This is a genomic window from Capnocytophaga sp. H2931 (assembly GCF_002302535.1).
GTDB lineage: Bacteria > Bacteroidota > Bacteroidia > Flavobacteriales > Flavobacteriaceae > Capnocytophaga > Capnocytophaga canis.
The window spans coordinates 113,023-134,977 of sequence record NZ_CP022381.1 but is presented as its reverse complement, the minus strand read 5'-3'; the positions used below and the strand labels follow the sequence as shown (position 1 = coordinate 134,977).

Sequence of the window (21,955 nt, the reverse complement as noted above, 5' to 3'; positions counted from 1 at the left end):
TCTGAATATCTATTCAAAAATATTTTTTACTATATATTTTTTCCTTACCTTTGTGTTTAGTTTTTTCCTCAGTGGACAACCGAAAAGATAAATACTAACTTAAAATAATAAAAATAAAAGGATAATATGATGAAGATGGAAAACCAACTTCCGTTGGAATATGTAATGCGAGAGCCTTTGAAAAAAGCAAGACGTTCGCCTGTCATTTTTATGCTACATGGATACGGAAGCAATGAAAAAGATCTATTCTCTTTTGCAGATGAATTGCCTGAAGAATATGCAATCATTTCTATTCGAGCACCTTATGAGCTATCTACGTTTGGTTATGCTTGGTTTTCGCTTTATTTTGATATTGAAAATACCCCACATGCTGATAACGAAGAAGCGATAAAATCACGTGATTTAATAATGCATTTCATTGAAGAGGCATGTAAATTACATAAATTGGATGCGAAAAATGTAACTTTAATCGGATTTAGCCAAGGGAGTATTTTGAGTATGGCTATTGCAATTTCTTATCCCCGAAAAATACGCAATGTTATTGCATTGAGCGGGTATTTGAACATGGATATTCTCAAAGAAAGTTATAAAAAACAAAAGCATTTTCCAATAAATTTCTACGTATCACATGGAACTAGTGATCAGGTAATTCCAATTGATTGGGCGAGAAAAATCCCTGAGTTTTTAAAGAAAATCAAAGCTGATTTTGTGTATGAAGAATTTCCTGTGGGACATGGCGTGGCTCCACAAAATTTCTACTCATTCCGAGAATGGTTGAAAAAGCGAAGTGCTGCTGATAATTAACGGAATTAACTTACAAATAACATATTAAAACAAAAGATGCGAGGTGTTTTTAAATCTAAATACGACATTTTAAAGCAAAAAGCTTACGTAATTATCTACGGAACAAATACCCCTTTGGGGAAGCTTTTTGATATAGTACTGCTCATTCTCATTTTTTTGAGTGTGATCATGGTGATGTTGGAAAGTGTGAAAGATATTGACCATCAAGCACATGGCGTTTTAGTATTTTTGGAATGGGTAATCACCGTTTTTTTTACTTTGGAGTATATTTTACGAATTATCTCCAACAAAAAGCCTTTGCAATATATTTTTAGTTTTTATGGGATCATTGATTTGATTTCGATTCTCCCAATGTACTTGTCGTTTTTTATTCCAGGGTCAAAAGCACTTTCGGTAGTAAGGGCATTACGTTTGTTACGGGTGTTCCGTATTTTGGATCTGGTCAGCTTTACCAATCAGGGAAATGAGTTAAAAATGGCTTTGCGTACTAGTAGGAATAAGATTATTGTGTTTATTTATTTCGTATTAGTAATTTGTGTGTTATTAGGTTCAGTAATGTATGTTATTGAAAGTGAGGAAAGTGGTTTTACAAGTATCCCTAAAAGTATTTATTGGTGTATTGTAACTTTAACTACGGTAGGGTATGGCGACATTGCTCCTACCACCATTCTGGGACAAATGATAGCTTCGTTTGTAATGATTTTGGGGTATGGTGTCATTGCTGTTCCAACAGGGATTGTAACGGCTGAGTTTTCACGTACTAGGACTAAATTCAGAGCTACTATTTCTGAACAGAAAACCGATCAAGTTCAAAAAAAATGCCAATCTTGTGGACACACAAATCATCAGAGACAGGCGAAATTCTGTTGCCAATGTGGAACTTCGTTGAAAAATGCCGATGTTTAAAGAAAAGAAACTTATCACAGTTGTAGGGCCTACAGCCATTGGAAAAACACGTTTAGCAATTACCTTGGCTAAACATTTTAACACTGAAATCATTTCGTGTGATTCTCGACAATTCTTCAAAGAGATGTCTATCGGGACGGCCGTTCCTAATTCATTTGAGTTGGAACAAGCTCCGCACCATTTCATCCAACATAAGAGTATCCACGAGCCTTATTCCGTAGGTGATTTTGAGCGTGATGCTATTAAACTACTCAATCAATTATTTGAAAAGCAAAATATTGTGATTATGGTTGGTGGCAGTGGCTTGTATGTCAATGCTGTTACACAAGGGCTAGACGATTTTCCCGAAGTTTCGTCGACCATTCGTGAGGAAATCAATCAGAATTATGCACAGCAAGGAATTGGCTACTTGCAAGAACTCCTTAAAAAATTAGACTTTCAGCAATATCAGAAAATGGATATTCAGAATCCACAACGAATGATACGTTCTCTAGAAGTTTGCTTGGCAAGTGGAAAACCATACTCTTCATTTTTGAAACAAACGGAAATAAAACGTAATTTTTCAGTCATCGAAATAGGGTTGACTGCCGACAGAGATATTGTTTATGATCGTATTAACCAACGCGTGGAATTAATGCTTGAACAAGGACTGCTATGTGAAGCTCAGAATTTATATCCGTACAAGCATCTAAACGCTCTGCAAACTGTAGGCTATCGTGAGTTGTTCGATTTTTTTGATTGTAAATGCTCTTTTGATTTTGCAATTGAAGAGATTAAAAAAAATACCCGTCGATTTGCTAAACGACAATACACATGGTTTCGGAAAAATACAAATGTACAATGGTTTGATTATAAGGTAGATATAAGAGATGTTTTTGAATATTTACTTAACTATTAATTCAACAATGTATTTTCAAAATTGCTGAAATTTTTAAATTTAAACGTTATTTTACTGTTTTTCAGATAGAAATGTGAAAACTAAAATCGTCAAGTTATTTCATATTTGAGTTTAAATAGAATAAAGAGCCGATGTACAATATGATAGCAAAATTTTTAAAAGAAAAAAATATAGAAATCAGCTTGAAACGCTATGGCATTGATGCTCTTAATGCTATGGCATTAGGGCTTTTTGGATCGTTAATTATTGGTTTAATTCTCAAAAATATAGGAACTTGGACAGGTTTTGATTGGTTAGTTGGTGCAGGAAATCAAGCACAATCAGCAATGGGAGCTGCTATTGGTGTTTGCGTAGCTCATAGGTTATCGGCTTCAATTTTAGTTATTGGAGCTACTGCTGTGGTCGGATTGTCAGCTGCTTCGTTAGGTGGCCCTATGGGATGTTTTGTAGCTGTACTTTTTGCAGTAGAATTCGGAAAATTAGTTGATAAAACAACTAAAATTGATATTATAGTTACGCCCCTCACTACGATATGTATAGGGTTGGGAATATCACAACTTATTGGAGAACCCATACAGTTGGTAATGAATAAAATAGCAGAGTTCATCACATGGTCAGTAGCTTTACATCCTGTAATAATGGGAGTTATAATTTCGGTGGTTATGGGAGTAATTTTAACCTTACCGATTTCGAGTGCAGCAGTAGCTATTTCTTTATCTCTCAGTGGCTTAGCTGCAGGGGCTGCTACTGTAGGATGTTGTGCTCAAATGGTAGGATTCGCCGTGATGGGCTATAAAGAAAATCGAATGGGTGGATTATTGAGTATAGGATTGGGAACGAGTATGTTACAGATGCCTAATATTATTCGAAATTGGAAAATATGGCTTCCTCCCATCATAACAAGTGCCATTTTAGGCCCTGTTGCTATACTTGTTTTTGGTATGCAAAACGTACCCTCAGGTGCAGGGATGGGTACAAGTGGGTTGGTAGGACAAATTGGCACTTTTGATGCAATGGGAAGTGGTTGGCAAGTAATTTTAGCTGTAGTGTTACTGCATTTCCTATTTCCTGCTTTAATATGTTGGTTATTAAGTGTTTGGTTTCGTAAAAAAGGATGGATCAAAGAGGGAGATTTATTGTTAAGATAGGAAAAAGAGACTTTTGGGTTAATAATAAATATCCAAAAATCTCTCTTTTCTATTAAGAATATTCGTTTTTTTATGCCTGATGCGTTTTCTTAAGTAAATCGTTGACTGTTTTCACAGGGTTAAATGTGATAAGTGGTACTTCAACAAAAATAGTAATCCAATTTGCCATCGAACCATTCCATAATCCAGGGCGTTCAAGTGCTTTTAGTGGTTTCCCCATATAGGTTTTGTTTGTAATAAAAGCTTGTTTGGGGTCCACGAACTGATGTAAGTCGAACTTTTCTTCTTTAAAGTTTTTTGTGCCACAAACCAAATCTACTGGATTAAAATGCGTAGCTTGTTGGAAAATTTCTTTCTGTTGCGGATTATTCAGGTCAACTTGAGCTGATTCAATAATTTGTAAACTTAAATTTCCATCCGAATTTCTAACCCAGAAAGGGCCACCTCCTGGCTCACCTTCGTTTTTTACCATTCCACATACACGAATCGGTCGGTTGAGTTGCTCTTCTATAAATTCTAAAGCGTAATGACGCTTAAATTTATACAGATAATCAGGCACATAGATATTTATTTCCTTTAAGAAATTTAGAATTTTAGTTACTTCTTTCTTCTTAACTTTGTTATTTTCAATACGTTTTAGAATATGAAAGACATCGGACTGCACTTCCCGAAGTTTTCCTGCCAAAGCCTCTTTGTAGAAAACCGTTTCGTCTGTGTATTTTTTAACTACCACATTGTCAATGTTTTTAATGAAAATAACATCAGCATCTACCTCATTGAGGTTGTCTAGTAATGCTCCATGCCCTGATGGACGGAATAATAGGTTTCCATTTTCATCTCTGAAATATTCATTGCTTTCCGTTACAGAAACCGTGTCTGTACTTGGTTTTTGGTAAGAAAAATTGACATCAAATTTGATATTATAGCGTTCTTCTAAATTGGGTTTGATGTCGCTCAGTTCTTTATTGAAAGCATCGGTATGCTGTTCGGTAATTGTAAAGTGAAGATGAGCTAATTCCTCACCTGAAGCATACATCACAGATTCCCGAAAATGCTCCTCAAAGGCGGTAGCTATTTTTTCAGAATGTTTATGAAAAGGAAGTAATCCTTTTGGAAGATTACCATAGTTCAATCCGTTTTCTCCAAGTAAGGTTGAAACTAAAATATGTTTTTGATTATCTTCGTTTTGGGAATGAAATTCTGGGATATTTTTTGCAATATAATCCATCAGAATGGGATAAAATGCAAATTTTTCCAATCCATTGAAGAAAACTTCCATTTCTTTATCACCTTTTCTTTTGATGTAAGCTTTAAAAGATTCTTTTTCAGGATCAAAATTATCTTTAAATGCAAAAAGTGATTTAAACATTCGTGTAGCAGCTCCTGATGCGGGAACAAATTTTAAAATTGAAATACCTTTTTTCTTTTTTTGGTAAATAGCGGCATATTTAGCGGTTTCTTCCTTCGAAAAAGAGATAATTCCATTACCGATAGTGGCTGCAGATTCTAATTCAATTGGAGGGACACCCTCTTTAAAAAGTGCTATCTGTTTGTGAAGCATCTCCTCCGTAATTCCCTTTTGAGTTAATAGCTGTTGATCTTTTTGGGTAAGTTTGGTCATATTTTTAATTTTTTAATATTATTTTTTGTAAACGAATTATTTTATTTTTCTTTTTTCTGGCAGAAGGATAAAAATAACCTCCTACAAAGTTACAAAAAATATTTAAAAATATTCAGAATCTGCTTGATTTTTTTTGAGAATTTACTCTTTGGGCAATAACAAAAAATACGTCAGATTATATGTAATTTGTTGTAAATACAACCGTAGTTATAGTACTTCCATGGGTATTTTACTTTCTAAAGTTGAATTCTTACAATTAGCGATAAAGCGTTAAATTACCTCGATATAGTTCTGTTCCAAACCAATTGAGTCTCAGGATATACCAATAATCTCCTGAAGGCATTTTTTTTCCTTTGTAAGTACCATCCCAAGTTTCATTTCTACGCAGAATTTTCAATGTTCGTCCGTGTCGATCAATTATGTCTAACCTAAGTTTAGGATATCCACTTGCATTGCGAACTCCCCAAGTGTCGTTCACTCCATCTCCGTCGGGGGTAAAATAGTTCGGAAGTTCTATGTCTACGAATAAAGCCTCAAATTGCGATTCGAAATAACATCCCAAATCGTCCTCTATTCGTACATTTACTTTTTTTATACTATTCCCGTTAGCATCCGTATATCCAATATCTGTGGATTTGAAATAGTAAATATGTTCATCGGAAGGAACTCCGTTGTAATATATGGTATGATTACCACTACCTCCATTCACATTAAATTCAATTGCCGAAAGTAATTTTGTAGGTTGTACTTGTGTAATATTTAAACTCGTAACTTTTTCAAAATCAATATTTTTAACTATCGAACATCCATCGTAATGTATCGTAATTTGTTGATTTGTTTCATTCGATAGATTTCTTTGGTGGATATATGCTCTGTTTTTTGAAAGCTTATCAAACGTTTGTGTGGCAATGCTTTCCCCAAGGCTGTAACTGAGTTTATTTACGTCTAAATTTGTCGAAACGAAATCTAATATTAAATAAGAAATACTTTCATTATCTTCACAGGCTTGTTCTTGTGAGACAATAAAGTCTAAATTTGCAGCAGCTGTTACTGTAAAACTACGGGTTACGACACACGAAAGAGCATCTGTGACACTCAACAAATAGTTTGCAGGGATTAAATGATCAAATGTTATGACACCTTCGGTCATGACAGACCTATTTTCAGTGTTTCCTGTGTTTTGATTAGTTAAAATTATCGTGTAAGAGGCTGTTCCTCCTTTAATTTGGAATGAGAACGATGCATCATTCTGCTCAAAGCAGGTTTCATTTGTAACCTTTTCCGATTCCAAATTGAGGTTTACATCCTTTATTATTACATTTGGAATTTCGATTGTACAGTCGGATGCTAATCGTTCTTTTTTACGAATATATATGGTATAATTTCCGTTTTTGGTAATCTCGAATGATGGATTTTCTTGATAATTCGTAGGATTAGTTCCCGATAAGGCTACAGCAAATTCGTAATTATTTGAAATTCCTAATACATTGATTTTTCCTGGATTACAGGAAATATTTTCAGTACTAACTGTAGGATTTATGGGAGAGGTATGCACTCTAAAAAAGTAGGGAGCGGTACATCCGTTTGTGAAAGTTAGGAGTACTTTATAAATACCCTCTTCCGCAATGGCTATGCTTTTTCCAATATGTATTTGTTGCCAATTTGAGTCTGTTGGTGGACAATTTTCAATAATTTTTAGAGTTTCTCCTGTGTGTTTTTGCCATTCGATACTTGTTACATTCGAAACGGTGTTTAAATCAAAAGTAATGGATGCCGTCGCCCCACAAATAAATACTTGCGGAAAAGATATCTTAGAGGCTTCGCACTTAAAGTTAGTAGTGGTATATGGAACAATAGGGTTGTATTCCTGTCGAATAGTAGTATTCATATCATATATTTCCTTACGAGGGAGACATCCCTTTTTAGTTTTAGCGACGGTGTATTGTCCGCCTTGTGTAATGATTAGTTTTTGTGAATTGCTAACCACTTGTCCACTACCATTTGTCCATACATATGAATCGTAACCACTCTCAGCAGTTAGTGTTTTATTTTCACCACAGAATAATTCTGTTTGTTGCATAGGAGTACATCCGCTTATATCAACATAAAAAATAGTTTCTTCAGGCACACCGATATTGCATGGATTTATTTCTGAATAACTTCCTAAATCGTTAATGATTTCGCTATTTTTCATTCCTTTATAAATGGAATAGGCTTTATTAACGACAGTTTCTGAACAAATCGTAGAAAAATCATTACAATCATTGCTCAATTTCACAGCAAAACGTATCTTCTGTTTAGCACTTCCTTCGGTAACTAAAGCGTTAGGAACGGTGAATATGAGTTGAGTTTCTCCGTTAGTTGTTGTGGTTAAAGAATAAGTGACTCCCGCAGGAATCTCTACAGGAATGGTCGTATCAAAGGTTACATTTTTGGGCAATATATCCGTAATAGAATAGTCAATAGCATCGTCATTCCCTACATTTTGAAACTCCAATCCATAGTAAACGGTTGTTCCTAAGGGAATTATTTGTTTGTTTAGTACATTTTGGGAAGCGTCTTCCACGGTTTTAAGCAAATTCATCTTCGGTTCGATAACTTCTACCTCGAAAGCACTGAAAAATACGTCAAATTTATCTCCTGTGGTCGAAGCCTTGAAATTTGCGGAAGTTTGGTTGTTACCAATCACTGAATTATTTGAATTTTCAATAGAAAAAAGGTCAATATCCCAACCCAAACTATTAGTTGAAGCAGGGCGACGGTCGTTCATATAACTATTTTCATAGCTTATTGAACTATTAAAAAAATTATTTATAGGATTAACATCATTGGACAATCCCATGTAAGAGCCATTGGGTCGTAAGATTGAGAGTCTATCACCCTTGATCTGTTTATCGCCTTCCAAAGCAGCTATTCCAAAACGAGCTTTTACGGGTAACGGAGCAGGTAAGGTTTTAAATCCAGAAAAGGTGAAGGTCATCTCCATAGGTATGTTGTTGTTGGTTTCTATACTTGCGTATCCATCAAAAGTTGAGATATTTTTAGTAGTTTGTGAAGGATCTTCGTAGATGATTACCAAAAGCCATCCTGCCGAAGTACCTCCAAATTTTTCTGTCAGCAAAGTTTCCGTAGCTCTGACGTTCGCTACTACGTACTCCCCTATCGGATTTTCATCTGTTAAAATGTGAGTAATGTCTTTGTAGCATACATAAGGATTGTAGGCGATGATTTGTGTAGCCGTAAAACTGTCGTAGATATAAGTATCAGCCTCTAAATCAATGTATGTTTCTTTTGAAGGAATTTTGATTTTTATGTTATTTTTTGTGCTATCTTTCGTATCATACATTCCTCCCCAGTAAAGTCCCGCGTATTTCACCTTAGAGCAAGTGCTGGACAAATTCAAAGAAGCGGCACTCGAACTGAAAGTTGTAGCATCGTTATCCACATCAATATATGACATTCGTAATCTATCATTAGTTTCATCTCCATGATACGCCATATTTGAAGGTTGATTATTAACCACATTATTCCCTATCATGCGAAGCCCTCCTCTTAAGTTTTCTTGTTTACGCAACTTAAAAGGAATTATTTCTTGAGCAAAAATCGCTGAATTTATTGTTAATAATAACAGTAGTATGCCTCTCTTAATTGTCATTTTGTTATTTTACTCTGTATTAAATGTTTTGAAGTTAAGTACAAAGGTATAAAAAATATTAAATTATCTAAATATAAAGTTAGATGTTTTACATAAACTAAAAAACACCCTCACGAAAAAAGTGAAAGGTGTTTCCAAGAGTAATTTAAACAATATTTTTTTAGTACGCGAACAATGGTCTTTCTTCCATAAAATCATAAACGCGTTCGGCGATAGCTTCCAAAGCCTCATCGTTAGTGTGATTTGTAATTGCTTCATCAATGAAACCAGCGATTGTTTCCATATCGGCTTCTTTCAATCCACGAGTGGTGATTGCTGCTACTCCCACACGAATACCACTGGTAACAAAAGGAGAACGTGTATCAAAAGGTACCATATTTTTATTCACTGTGATGTCGGCTTTTCCAAGAGCCTCTTCCGCTTCCTTACCACTGATGTTTTTATTTCTTAAATCGATGAGCATCATGTGGTTATCAGTTCCCTTAGAGATAATATCATACCCTTTTTCAATCAAAAGAGAAGCTAATTTTTTCGCGTTTTTCTGAACTTGGATAGCATAATGTAGAAATTCATCGCTCAATGCTTCGCCAAAAGCAACCGCCTTAGCAGCGATTATATGTTCCAGTGGTCCTCCTTGGTTTCCAGGGAAAACAGCACTATCAATCAACGATGACATCATTCTTATCTCTCCTTTTGGAGTTTTCAATCCGAACGGATTCTCAAAATCTTTTCCCATTAGGATAAGTCCCCCACGAGGCCCACGCAAGGTCTTATGCGTAGTTGTTGTTACAATATGGCAGTGTGGTATCGGGTCGTTTAGTAATCCTTTGGCAATCAATCCTGCAGGATGCGAAATATCTGCAAAGAGAATAGCACCTACTTTATCGGCGATTTCACGAAATTTTTTGAAATCAATGTCTCGAGAGTAGGCGGATGCACCAGCAATGATGAGTCGTGGACGCTCTTTTTCTGCAATTTCAAGAATTTTGTCATAGTTTAGAAGCCCCGTTTCTTTTTCCACTCCATAGAACACAGGTGTGTACAATTTTCCTGAAAAGTTCACGGGTGATCCGTGTGTTAGATGTCCGCCATGTGAAAGGTCGAATCCTAAAATTTTATCTCCTGGTTTTAAACAAGCTGCATATACCGCAGTATTAGCTTGTGAACCACTATGTGGTTGAACATTAGCATATTCAGCTCCGAAAAGAGTCTTTGCACGATCAATGGCTATTTGCTCAATTTCATCAACCACCTCACAACCACCGTAGTATCTACGTCCTGGGTAGCCTTCTGCATATTTATTCGTCAAAATGGATCCAGCAGCTTCTAATACTTGATCACTGACAAAATTTTCAGAGGCAATTAGCTCAATCCCATGGATTTGTCTTGCTTCCTCATCATCAATAAGGTCAAAAATTTCGTTATCACGTTGCATATTTCCTGTTGTTTTTAATTTTTTCCCAAATGTACGTATTTTAAAAATATAAAGGAATCATCTGCTCAAAAAAGTTTTTAACATATGTATCTATCTGTTTGATTTATAAATAAATATAATGTTAATATCTATACCTTAAAAAATATTTTGAAAGAAAATTTTTATATCTATTTATAAAATAATACCTTTGTTAGCTGTTTTTAAATGCGTTATAAAGCCCATACAGATTATTTTCATCCCCTAAATGAAGGAAGTATAGGACGAAAAATTTGCTTACTTTACCCAATATTTAAAACAAATCGGCTTGTAACTGCGTTTTCACATGTGTGTGCTAATAAGAACTAAAATTAAACTTAAATTAATTATCTGAATGATACAATCAATGACAGGCTTCGGCAAAAGTACCATTTCTCTTGCTGATAAACATATCAACATAGAAATTAAATCACTCAATAGCAAGAGTATAGATATCAGTACTCGCATTCCATTAGCTTATCGTGAGAAGGAGTTGGAGTTTCGTAAAATAATCGCCGAGCAACTGCAAAGAGGCAAAGTTGATTTTAACATCTCTATGGAAAATACCAGTATGCAAACCTCAGTGAAAATCAATGAAAATGCAGTGAAGGCGTACATGGGACAGATGAAAAATATCGTAGATGGCGATCCTGTGGAATTATTGAAAATGGCGGTTCGTATGCCTGATGCTTTACAAACGACTTCTGAGAGTATTTCGGAAGATGATTTTCAATTGATTGTCAATTTATTACATACAGCGATAGATGACTTACAGAAATTCAGAATTGAGGAAGGTAAAGTTTTAGAAGCGGATTTTATATTGCGAATCCATAATATTCAATCACTACTTCAAGAGGTGGAGAAGTTAGATCCTGAGCGGTTAATTTTAGTGCGTGAACGGTTAGAAAAAGCGGTGGCTGAAGTCCAAAATGTAGACGAAAATCGATTTGAACAGGAATTAATTTTTTATTTAGAAAAATTCGATATTACTGAAGAAAAAATACGTCTTAAAAACCACTTGGATTATTTTATAGAAACGCTAAACTCTTCTGAATCAAATGGACGAAAATTGAGTTTTATAGCACAAGAAATTGGTCGAGAAATCAACACTTTGGGATCGAAGGCTAATTTTTCTCCAATGCAACAAATAGTGGTGCAGATGAAAGATGAATTGGAAAAAATCAAAGAACAAGTATTAAACGTATTATAGTATTGGTAATGAATAAATTAATTATATTTTCAGCACCTTCCGGAAGTGGAAAAAGTACCATTGTTCGTCATTTATTGGGGAAGGAATCTCTCAACTTAGCTTTCTCAATATCAGCTACTTCAAGAGCTCCACGAGGAGAAGAACAACATGGTAAAGAATATTACTTCCTTTCGGTGGAAGAGTTCAGAAAACGCATTGAGAATAATGATTTTCTAGAATGGGAGGAGGTTTATGCAGGGAATTTTTATGGTACTCTAAAATCAGAAGTAGAACGATTGTGGGGGTTAGGCAAAACAGTTGTTTTTGATATTGATGTTGTTGGAGGATTGCGAATCAAAGAGCAGTTTCCGGAGCAAAGTTTAGCTATTTTTGTGAAACCGCCGAGTATTAAAGAACTGGAAAAACGTCTTCGAGCAAGACAAACAGAAACTGAAGAAAAGATTAAAATGCGATTAGGTAAGGCAGCTATTGAATTGGAAGCTGCTCCAAAATTTGATGTAATTATTGAGAATGACATATTAGAGAAAGCTCTACAAGATACTGAAAATGTGATTGTTAATTTCATAAATAAGCAATGATTGAGTTTTTCTACCAAAAAAAACTCAATCATTAAACGAATGCATTTCCTTTTACAAAGCCTTTTTTGTTAGATTATAGTGCGTTTAAAAACCAAAAATATTGTTATTCTACATATATGCGTTTAATGCGTCGCGAAAGAGAGGTAATCAGTTCGTACGAAATCGTCTGTGCATTTTCTGCCAATATTTCGGCAGTATATTTTTCATCAAAGACAGTAACTTCTTCGCCTTCCTGACAGTCGATATCAGTGACATCAACCATTAGCATATCCATACAAACATTCCCCAAAATAGGAGCTTTTTTGCCTTTGATGTACACAAAACCAATCCCTTTTCCATAGATTCGATTCAATCCATCGGCGTGTCCTACGGCAATAGTTGCTGAACGTGTGACTTTATCTGCTTGAAAACCAAAATTATAACCAACATATCCTCCCACAGGAATTTCATTGATTTGTGAGATAAAACTCTTTAGAATGGTTATCGGACGAAAATCGGACTGATATTCACTATCATTAGCAAAACCATACATTCCAATACCACTTCGAACCATATCAAAATGAGCATGTGGATAATTTAATATTCCGGAAGTATTACAAGTGTGGAAAAGTATTTTATGAGAGAAGTGTTTTTTTATAACATTTTGAAATTCAATAAATAAACTTATTTGCTTTTCCATAAATTCAGAAGCATTTTTATCTTCCGAAGCGAATAAATGAGAAAATGCTGTCTTTACGAAAATTGTCTTTTGCCTACCCAAAATTTGACATACATCCGTTATTTGATCCAACAAAAAGCCCAAACGATTCATGCCAGAATTACATTTCAAATGTACGGGATATGCTGTTTTTCCTTTATTTTCAACAAACTCAATAAAATGAGATAAAATTCGTTTTGAGTACAGCGTAGGTTCTAATTCATACTTTATAATTTCTTCAAAATCTGATATTTGAGGATGAAGCACCAAAATAGGTTTTCTTATTCCTGCTTCACGTAATTCCACACCTTCGCTAACACAAGCAACTGCAAAGTAATCAACTAAATTTTTCCTTTGTAAAAAGGAAGCAATTTCACAGTGATTATTTCCATAAGAAAACGCTTTAACAACAGCCATAAACAAAGTGTTTTCATTCAGTTTACTTCTTAGAAAACGAACATTATGCTCCAAATTATCTAATCGAATTATCAGATGAGTCGAACCTATTTGAGATGTGTTATATGTCATTTTTATGTATTTACTGCAAAAGAAATACATTTCCATTTTTTGTGCAAATACTTTATTATTTAATTTCTTATGTTTTTTTTAAAGTATTGAATGATAATTATTTAATTCTATTTTCAAAGTGTACTTATCAAGTGTTTGTTTTGTTTTTTTAAATAACATAAGAATTACAAAGGGTTAAAGTTTTATTAAAAAGAAGTACATCACTTTTTTGTGATATAAATTTGACTACTTTTGCACGTGAAAAATATACTATTTTAATAACAAAAAGTCAAAAGATTATGGGATTTTTAAAAGAATTTAAAGAATTTGCTGTAAAGGGCAATGTAGTTGATTTAGCAGTCGGTGTTATTATCGGGGGTGCTTTCGGAGCTATTGTAACTTCATTGGTATCTGATGTTATTACTCCTCTGTTATTGACTCCTGCACTGGAAGCCACTGGAGCTAAAAACTTGGAGGGATTAGTATGGAACGGGGTTGCCTATGGTAAGTTCTTAGCAGCTGTGATTAACTTTTTGTGTATTGCTTTTGTTTTGTTTATGTTGATCAAAGGTATTAACAAAATGAAAAAAGAAAAAACAGTTGAACCTGAAGCTCCTGCTGCACCAGCTGGTCCAACACAAGAGGAATTACTTGCTGAAATCAGAGATTTATTAAAAAAATAAAAAAGTCTGTATAGCATCTTCGTGCTATGGTGTATTTCAATTAATAGATTTAAAAATTAGTATAAAACTGCTTGAATATAATATTTTTCAAGCAGTTTTTTTATGTAGATAGCCCTACTTGTGATATACTGTAAGTGTCAAGGAGCTGTCCGAAAATATGGTACTTTTTTGTATATTTGCAAAAATAAAATGAAATGAATAACTTTCATGCGACCTCCTTCAAACAATGGAAGCAACAGGTTCAGTTTGAGTTAGAAGGAGCTGACTACAATAAAACTTTAGTGTTTAAAACGCTTCAAGAGGTGGATATATTACCTATCTACACTTCTGAAAATAATCACCTTTATTATGACATAAATGATAAAAAAACTGAAATTATGATTCCAGTGGAATGTTTTAGTGTCATTCCTGTAGTTAAAAAAATTAATTTCTTTAAAAAACATCATTTTTCAAATTTCTTTTTATCAATACATCCTCATATCGACATAGCTGATTTACTAAACACTTTACCCAAAGAGAATAGGTATTTCATTAATAATAAGCATATTACAGATGAAGTCATCAATAAACTGAAAAAGTGCATTGAGGAATGTAAATTGGATATAGTCGTCTGTAACGACTACATTCATCGCTATATAGAAAAAGGCATGTGGTTTAGAAGTCAATATGATGATTTTGAGTGCTTTGCAAAAACATTCAATATTAAAAAGCCTGTTTTATTCGTGGATACAACACTCTACCAAAATGCAGGAGCTTCCATAATACAACAGATTGCTTATGGATTTTCTCATGCTTTGGAATACAGCAAACATATAGAAAAAACACTGAACATCAATAGATTAACAATCTACTTTAAAATAGCTGTTGGAAGTCATTTTCTGTTAGAAATAGCTAAACTGAGGGCTTTTCATCAAATCGCGATGAGTATTTTTGATGTATTTCCGTTTAAAATAGAGTGTATGTTTATGGTAGAGCCATCTGATAGGGAACTTTCTTTATCAACTTCGAATTACAATGAACAATACATTAAAATGGCACACGAAAGTGCTATTTTGGGAGGAGCTGATTTTTTATTTCCGAAATATCCTATCATATACCATAAAAAAAAGGAATACCAGCAAGAGTTTAAAAGTATCATGACGGCTTCTGATTCTTTAGGAAATAAAGCTTCTATCATAAATAAAAGTGACTGTTTTCAATCTTTATCGTATCAATTTGCTAAAAAATCATTATTATTATTACAAAATATTGAAAAAAATGGAGGATTATTGGAAGTATTCAAAAATGGTAGCTTACAAAAAAGTATTCGCGAAAAAGCCTTAGAAGAACAAGAGCAATTTGATGCTTTAGTTATCTCAAATAATATTGATTTTAAAGATATTGTTCAAAAAGAGCTATGGGAAACATATCCTTTTTTAAAACGAAACAATACCCAAACTTCTGTTGAACCATTAATACCCAAACGTTTATGGGAACATCTAGAAAAGAAACACCTAAGCAAGTAGCCACCAGATTTGATACTATTTCACTAAAAGGCTACTCCCCCACTCTCTCAAAGACAGAAATTATGCCAGGTTTCCCTCCGTACGTGCGAGGGTATCGTACTATGGGCAATATTCAGCAAAATCCTGTATACGAACCAATTATGTTCTGGGGTAGTTATGAAATTGATGAAATATTTAAACAAGAAATCATGTTTTTGTTTTATGATATTTCCGAATTAATCAAAGCTACTGATGTGAAAAAAAAATCACTTTTTATTTATAAAAAATCTGATTTTGAAGCTATTATGTCTCATCAGAAAGATATACAATACCTCTATGTGGTTTGCATAGGAAAGAATTATGAATTAAATAATTTGAATTTTTTAAACAATTTAGATAAAGAATTACTTGATAAAGTACGTTTTTTCTTCAATTTTAGTCAAACAAGTATGAAAGTAATTGAGAAAATAAGACAAATACGAGCTTTAAGTCATCTTTTCGTTAGTGAAAATAATTTAAACTTTTATTTACCTATAGTTTGTTATGTAAACAGTGTAACAGAGCAAATCTATTCCTTATCTGCTCACTGTGATTATATTATTTATAACGCAAAAAATAATCAATTTAACACGAGTTACAATACGTTTCTGATTGAAAACTCAATGATTTCAAAAACAATAGACCCTTTTTGGAACAATGATGAGTCGATTCAATTTTGAGAGTAAACTAAGCATTAGAACGGATAGTTGATACCTATGTTGAATATAATATTTTTGAAACTTACATCCGTAAACCAACGCTCTGACATTGCTTTGGCAGGATTGTAAATTTTGTTTCCTAAATCCAAGCGGAAAACAAAAAATCCGAAATCGTAACGAAGTCCAACTCCTGAACTCACTCCAACATCTTTTAGAGAAGAAATATCCTTGAATTTATTTTGTTCAAATGAGGTGTTATCAAGCACGTTCCAGATATTACCTGCATCGGCGAACAGAGCCCCTTTAAAAGCTCCTGAAATTGGAAATCGATACTCTAAATTGAGGGTTAATTTCATATTAGCTTCGTTAAAGTCCAATAAGGAACCGCTTTGTCCTGGACCTAAGCTATATGCTCTCCAACCACGATTGTCACTTGAACCTCCTGCAAAATAACTTTGGGTGAAAGGAATATTTTTAGAATTGCCATACGGAACTGCTAAACCAAAGAAACTTCTGAAAGCTAGATAGTTACCTCTTCCTAATGGAAAATGCTTAATATAGTCCAATTCCATTTTTACGTACTGAGCAAACTCTACATCTAAGAATTTTGTACTCTTGTTATTTGAATCAACTACTTTATAGGCATTTGATAACAAACTTAAAAAACTACCCGCCGACTCTAATTTCACTCGAAATTGGTAAAAATCTTCTTGATTAAACTGAAAATTATTATTCAGTATAAAAGTGTAACTTGTTGATAGGATAAAGTCATCATATGTGAGTCGATTAGCTCTTTCTAACACACTGATAGTAGAACGCAAATCGGTTTCCGTAATGTTTGGAATTCCTCCCCAAAGAGCTAACCCCATAAATTGATTGGTTCCTTCTGGAATTGTTAAATCACCATTGTTATCTAATAATGAGCTATCTACTGAATATTTTTTAGATATTTCGTTCAATCGGCTGTAAGTGGAACGATAGACATTGAAAAAGTTGTCCACGTTCAAATTATGTATATATTGCAAATTGAACAAATCAAGTATAACGCGATTTTTTTTCGGATTCCAAGTATAGCGAAGAGCTCCCGAAAGAGTTTGTTTGTCTAATCCAATATTTTTTTGCTTACTAACACCAAACTGAAACATCGTCTGTGGTGTCATTGAGTAAGGTATGATGTTCGTGGTATTAAACAAAAATACAATTTCTGGAAAGATAAGACGAACATCGGCTCCTAATTCCGACATATTAAACCATGGTTCTCCTTGGTCTCTATCGAATTGAGAAGCAATAGTTCCTTGTAAATTCAATTCTAATACTTCACTTCTTCTGAACAGATTTCGTGCAGAAACTGAGGTTCCTAACGAAATACCAAATTGTTCAATTTCAGAGCGTTTTAATTCATTAGTAAGTCGCAATGAAAATTTGTCCATCGGCAAGAGATAGATATTAGCGTCCAATTTAGTTTGTAAAGAATCATTTTCAGCATATTTTAAGTCAATATTCGGATATTTGAATATACGTAAGTTATTGATTTGCTTGTAAGTAAGACTTCTATTTTCATCCGAATAAATAGCTCCTTTTTTAAAGGCTGTTGCCATCTCTAAAATACGAGGTCTGTAACGTAGTTTATTCTTGTAAAATACTGTTACATTCTTATAATCAATAGAATCTAATTCTGATTTATCACTTCCCATTTCATAATCGGTGAAAATACGAATTTTATTGAAACGATGTACTCGATAGGGTTTCACTGTTACTTCATCGCCATCACGCTCAATCAAATCGTCAATGACGGTAACCACATCCATTTTTTGGTCGTTATTAGTAGCTATGGTATCTCGTGTGATTTCAAAATTAATAGAACTCTGTTGAAAAGTATAGAAACCATTATTGCGAAACAAATTCGTTAAACGGCTACGTTCTGCATTAAAATCTGCTAATAAATATGGTTTTTGTGATTTCAGCAGACTCTCATGCCGATGTAAGTGATACACCGAATCAACTTGAGAAGAACTAATTGAGGTTTTCAAATCATCAATAAAATACTGTTCACCTGTTTTTATAATATAAGAAACATCTGCGAGTTGTTTTTTTCGTTTCGTATCCTTTAAAAATACACTATCTCGTACAGTGGCATTGAAATAACCGATACTTCTATAGTAAGCCTTCAAATAGTTTACGGTTGATTTTGTTTTTGAGTTATCTAAAATCACAGGAGCTTCACCAATTTTTTTCAATTGATTGTGAATTCCCGATACAAAAAAAGATTTTTGTAAGCGTCCCACTTGCTTTTGTGATAGTAATCTATCCAAGGTTTTATGTGTTCTGGGATGCTCTTCCAGCCAATCTACAAAATCTTGTTCAGGGTTTTCTTTGGCTAAGTTATAGATATACAATCCCAAAGGCATCCCTAACAAACTCCCATTTGGTTTTTGTAATATAAAATTGTCTATCTTTGCATCTTCAGTTTTTACATCATTGACTAAAACTTTAGTTTTATCCAGTAAATAGGCATTGTCAGGTACTCTCTTTGTAGCATTACAAGCTGATAATAAAATTGTTATGCAAAAAATAGATGCTATTTTTAAAGTAATTAATCTCACGAAATATCTTTTTTAGGGTCAAAAATACATTTTTTTTATGGTAACTAAAAATCAAATTAAACTAATTCAGAGTTTACAACAAAAAAAATATCGTTCAAAACACCAAATGTTTGTTGTTGAAGGTCGGAAAAGCATCCTAGAGTTTTTGACGCAAAACTTTCAAGTGGAATCCATTTTTGCTACCGATTATTTCTCAGAATTATTGCCAAAATCAAAAACCATACTGACTACCAAAGATGTCTTAGAAAAGATGAGTAGTTTTAAAAACCCAGACGAAGGAGTAGCTATCTTCAAAATACCACTCCCCCAACCTATTGTTGATGAAGGTATTATCGTCGCTACTGACGATATTCGCGACCCTGGAAATTTAGGTACCATTATCCGTCTGTGTGATTGGTTTGGAGTGCAGCATTTGGTATGTAGCTACCAAACGGTTGATTGCTACAATCCTAAAGTAGTACAAGCCTCCATGGGGTCATTAGGACGAGTAAATATACACTACGAAGATTTACATATTTTCTTAAAAAACAGTAAGTTACCAATTTTAGCAACTGCCATGGATGGTGAAAATATATACCAAACCTCATTTCCAAAAGAAGGAATTTTGGTTTTAGGAAACGAAGCTAATGGAATTTCTAAATTGAATTTGGAAATTGCTCATCAAATTTTAACAATTCCAAAATTTGGCAGTTTACAACAAGCAGAAAGTCTTAACGTAGCTACCGCTACCGCTATTTTATTAAGTGAATTGAAACGAAATTCTTAATTTTTTGTAAAATTTAAAAATATCTCCTATTTCGATTATGATTGAATCAAAAATAATAATTACATTTGCAGTATAAACAAAAAAAGAAAAAAATTATGGCAAATCAAACAGACAATACGCCTCCTATTTTTGTAGATCCAAATTCAACAGAAATGCCAAATAAAACAGAATCTTTTTATGGAGATGAAGGCGAAGAACCTAAAAAATCAAGTGGAATTGTCTCAAAAGTTATTATTGGAATTTTAGTGGTTTTGGCTGGTGGTTTAGGTTATTTTTCTTATAACTTGAATGAGGAAAAAAAGAGAAATGAAGCAGAACTTAATCAACAAAAAGAACAGATTATCAAAGAATTAAGTGTTCTCAAAACAAGTTATGATAAAGCGGTGGAGGACAATAAAGCGGTAAATCAAGATTTGGTAGATGCTCGTGACAAAATTACGCTTTATATTGATTCTTTACAAAAAATGAAAGTTTCTATATCTTCATTGGTAAAGTATAAAAACCAAGTAATTACCTTGAAAAAAGAGCGGGAGCGTTTGCTATCTATCAACGATTCACTACGTCGTTCTAATGCTTTAATGAAACAACAACGTGACAGTATTTCTGTAGCCTTGCAAAATGTGTCTTCTTATTTAGATTCACTTGTCCAGCAAAATACAAAACTCAAAGAAGTTGTTGAAAGTGGTGAAGATTTGCAAATCAGCAAATTAACTACTGAAGGAGTTAAAGTGCGTTCAAGTGGTAAGTTGGTTCAGACAGCTCGTGCAAGAGCCACTGACAGAATCAAAATATGTTTCACAGTCGTAGCTAATAAAATAGCAAAAAGTGGTGGCAGAACATTTTACGTTCAAGTGATTTCTCCTGACGGAGTTACTTTAGGAAAAAACAATACCGAGTCCAATGAACAAACTACCGTTAATTATAGCCTTGCAACCAAGTTTATCTATGATAATAGAAATATTGATGTTTGTGATTTCTTATCAGCTCCTAAAAATGATTTTGATAAGGGTAAGTACCGAGTGGTTGTTTTTGACGACAAATTAAGTGCTGTTGGAGAAACAGAGTTCATATTGAAATAACATATTACTTATAAAATTTAAAATTAATATTTGAAAAAGGCTATTTCTTAAGGGAGTAGCCTTTTTTGTAAGAACTGTAATTCATGGAAATCTATAATGTCATCGGACTGATGTCTGGCACTTCGTTAGATGGATTAGATATTGCTTATTGTCAATTTTCGTACAACGGACAGTGGCGTTTTAAAATACTTAAAACCAAGCATGTAGTATATGAAGATAAACAAAAAAATGAATTAAAAGAGGCTGTAAAGCTATCTGCAATTGATTTATTAGCTTTACACCATTCCTACGGGCAATGGCTTGGCGAACAAGTCAAACAGTTCATAGATGATGAGCAATTAATCGTAGATTTTATCGCGAGTCATGGACATACGGTTCATCATCAACCACAGCGAGGTATTTCTTGTCAAATTGGTTGTGGACAATATCTGAGTAATATTTCTGGTTTACCTGTGGTCAATGATTTTCGTTCCGGAGATTTGGCTCTAGGTGGGCAAGGAGCCCCGTTGGTACCTATTGGGGACAGATATTTATTCGGGGAATACGATTTTTGCTTAAATTTGGGTGGTATTTCAAATATTTCATTCGAAGAAAATGGTCTACGTATTGCTTATGACATTGGGATTGCGAATATGTTATTGAATTATCTTTCGCAAAAGATTGGCAAACCATATGATAAAAACGGAGAAATAGCTCGTCATGGAACCGTAAATAACGTAATTTTTGAACAATTAAATTCGCTAGAATATTACAAATTAACTTATCCAAAATCAACAGGTTACGAATGGTTTCAAGCTAAAATACGTCCTGTAATAGACAGTTCTGATGATAGTATTGAAAATCTACTATGTACCTCGGTTCATCATATTGCGTATTCTATATGCCAAGAGGTAACCTCTTATTCAAAAAACACTGATAATCAACGTTTATTAGTTACAGGAGGAGGTGCTCTAAACACCTTTTTGATAGAAACCATGCGTGACTATATGAACAAATCTGTTCGAATTGTGATTCCTGAACGTGCTATTATCGACTATAAAGAAGCTTTGATTTTTGGCTTTTTGGGAGTTCTAAGAAAACGACATGAAATTAACATTCTCCGTTCAGTAACAGGAGCTACAGATGATTCCTGTGGAGGCGTTTTCTACTTTCCAAATAAGAAATAAAA

The 21,955-nt window shown here is 33.8% G+C and carries 17 protein-coding genes; 12 read left to right on the top strand and 5 right to left on the bottom strand.

All coding sequences use genetic code 11. The features are described 5' to 3' along the window. Positions 1–129 precede the first annotated feature (129 nt). From CGC52_RS00575 to CGC52_RS00560, 4 genes are all read left to right on the top strand, one after another. Complete coding sequence (locus CGC52_RS00575; RefSeq protein WP_042006644.1) at positions 130–804, top strand: alpha/beta hydrolase; 675 nt, start codon at positions 130–132, stop codon at positions 802–804. Between the two features lie 36 nt (positions 805–840). Further along, complete coding sequence (locus tag CGC52_RS00570) at positions 841–1,710, top strand: ion transporter (protein ID WP_042006594.1); 870 nt, start codon at positions 841–843, stop codon at positions 1,708–1,710. Beyond that, on the top strand, positions 1,703–2,608 hold the full coding sequence (miaA, locus tag CGC52_RS00565) for a tRNA (adenosine(37)-N6)-dimethylallyltransferase MiaA (protein WP_095893136.1): 906 nt from the start codon (positions 1,703–1,705) through the stop codon (positions 2,606–2,608). Before CGC52_RS00570 ends, miaA begins: the two co-directional genes overlap by 8 nt. Positions 2,609–2,748: 140 nt before the next feature. Continuing rightward, positions 2,749–3,756, top strand: coding sequence for a PTS transporter subunit IIC (locus tag CGC52_RS00560; protein WP_206675634.1), 1,008 nt, complete (start codon positions 2,749–2,751; stop codon positions 3,754–3,756). 70 nt (positions 3,757–3,826) lie between these two features. Here the strand turns inward: CGC52_RS00560 and CGC52_RS00555 are convergent, their stop codons facing one another. From CGC52_RS00555 to glyA, 3 genes are all read right to left on the bottom strand, one after another. Beyond that, positions 3,827–5,377 (bottom strand): DUF4301 family protein, encoded by a 1,551-nt coding sequence (locus tag CGC52_RS00555; RefSeq protein ID WP_095893134.1) that lies wholly within the window; start codon positions 5,375–5,377, stop codon positions 3,827–3,829. Positions 5,378–5,633: 256 nt separating this feature from the next. Further along, positions 5,634–9,032 carry a T9SS type B sorting domain-containing protein gene (locus CGC52_RS00550; protein WP_095893133.1) on the bottom strand — a complete coding sequence of 1,133 codons (3,399 nt, stop codon included), beginning with the start codon at positions 9,030–9,032 and terminating at the stop codon, positions 5,634–5,636. Positions 9,033–9,192: 160 nt separating this feature from the next. Next, a complete protein-coding gene (gene glyA / locus CGC52_RS00545) occupies positions 9,193–10,467 on the bottom strand; it encodes a serine hydroxymethyltransferase (RefSeq protein ID WP_095893132.1) in 1,275 nt (424 codons plus the stop codon). A 370-nt stretch (positions 10,468–10,837) separates the two neighbouring features. Here glyA and CGC52_RS00540 point away from each other — a divergent pair, with 370 nt between their 5' ends. Beyond that, positions 10,838–11,692: a YicC/YloC family endoribonuclease gene (locus CGC52_RS00540; RefSeq protein ID WP_095893131.1), complete on the top strand. Its 855-nt coding sequence runs from the start codon at positions 10,838–10,840 to the stop codon at positions 11,690–11,692. Positions 11,693–11,700: 8 nt separating this feature from the next. Further along, entirely contained in the window at positions 11,701–12,270 is a 570-nt protein-coding gene (gene gmk, locus CGC52_RS00535; protein ID WP_042006607.1) for a guanylate kinase, read from the top strand. 103 nt (positions 12,271–12,373) lie between these two features. Here the strand turns inward: gmk and alr are convergent, their stop codons facing one another. Then, complete coding sequence (gene alr, locus CGC52_RS00530; RefSeq protein WP_042006609.1) at positions 12,374–13,495, bottom strand: alanine racemase; 1,122 nt, start codon at positions 13,493–13,495, stop codon at positions 12,374–12,376. Between the two features lie 278 nt (positions 13,496–13,773). Between alr and mscL the strand changes: the two genes are divergently transcribed. The 3 genes from mscL to CGC52_RS00515 all read left to right on the top strand — a co-directional run bounded on the left by mscL (position 13,774) and on the right by CGC52_RS00515 (position 16,360). Next, positions 13,774–14,157, top strand: coding sequence for a large conductance mechanosensitive channel protein MscL (gene mscL, locus CGC52_RS00525; RefSeq protein WP_042006648.1), 384 nt, complete (start codon positions 13,774–13,776; stop codon positions 14,155–14,157). A gap of 194 nt (positions 14,158–14,351) precedes the next feature. Further along, complete coding sequence (locus tag CGC52_RS00520; RefSeq protein WP_095893130.1) at positions 14,352–15,662, top strand: methylmalonyl-CoA mutase family protein; 1,311 nt, start codon at positions 14,352–14,354, stop codon at positions 15,660–15,662. Next, positions 15,626–16,360, top strand: coding sequence for a hypothetical protein (locus tag CGC52_RS00515; RefSeq protein ID WP_095893129.1), 735 nt, complete (start codon positions 15,626–15,628; stop codon positions 16,358–16,360). Before CGC52_RS00520 ends, CGC52_RS00515 begins: the two co-directional genes overlap by 37 nt. Before the next feature lie 14 nt (positions 16,361–16,374). On the opposite strand, the gene CGC52_RS00510 is transcribed toward CGC52_RS00515, so the two are convergent. Beyond that, the gene (locus CGC52_RS00510) at positions 16,375–18,942 is read right to left on the bottom strand and encodes a BamA/TamA family outer membrane protein (protein ID WP_232751823.1); all 2,568 of its coding nucleotides are present in this window, start codon (positions 18,940–18,942) and stop codon (positions 16,375–16,377) included. Positions 18,943–18,979: 37 nt separating this feature from the next. On the opposite strand from CGC52_RS00510, the gene CGC52_RS00505 reads away from it, so the two are divergent. The 3 genes from CGC52_RS00505 (at position 18,980) to CGC52_RS00495 (ending at position 21,953) form a co-directional block, all read left to right on the top strand. Continuing rightward, the gene (locus CGC52_RS00505) at positions 18,980–19,708 is read left to right on the top strand and encodes an RNA methyltransferase (RefSeq protein WP_095893128.1); all 729 of its coding nucleotides are present in this window, start codon (positions 18,980–18,982) and stop codon (positions 19,706–19,708) included. Between the two features lie 95 nt (positions 19,709–19,803). Next, positions 19,804–20,787 carry a hypothetical protein gene (locus CGC52_RS00500; protein WP_095893127.1) on the top strand — a complete coding sequence of 328 codons (984 nt, stop codon included), beginning with the start codon at positions 19,804–19,806 and terminating at the stop codon, positions 20,785–20,787. A gap of 83 nt (positions 20,788–20,870) precedes the next feature. Beyond that, a complete protein-coding gene (locus CGC52_RS00495) occupies positions 20,871–21,953 on the top strand; it encodes an anhydro-N-acetylmuramic acid kinase (protein ID WP_095893126.1) in 1,083 nt (360 codons plus the stop codon). Positions 21,954–21,955 lie beyond the last annotated feature (2 nt).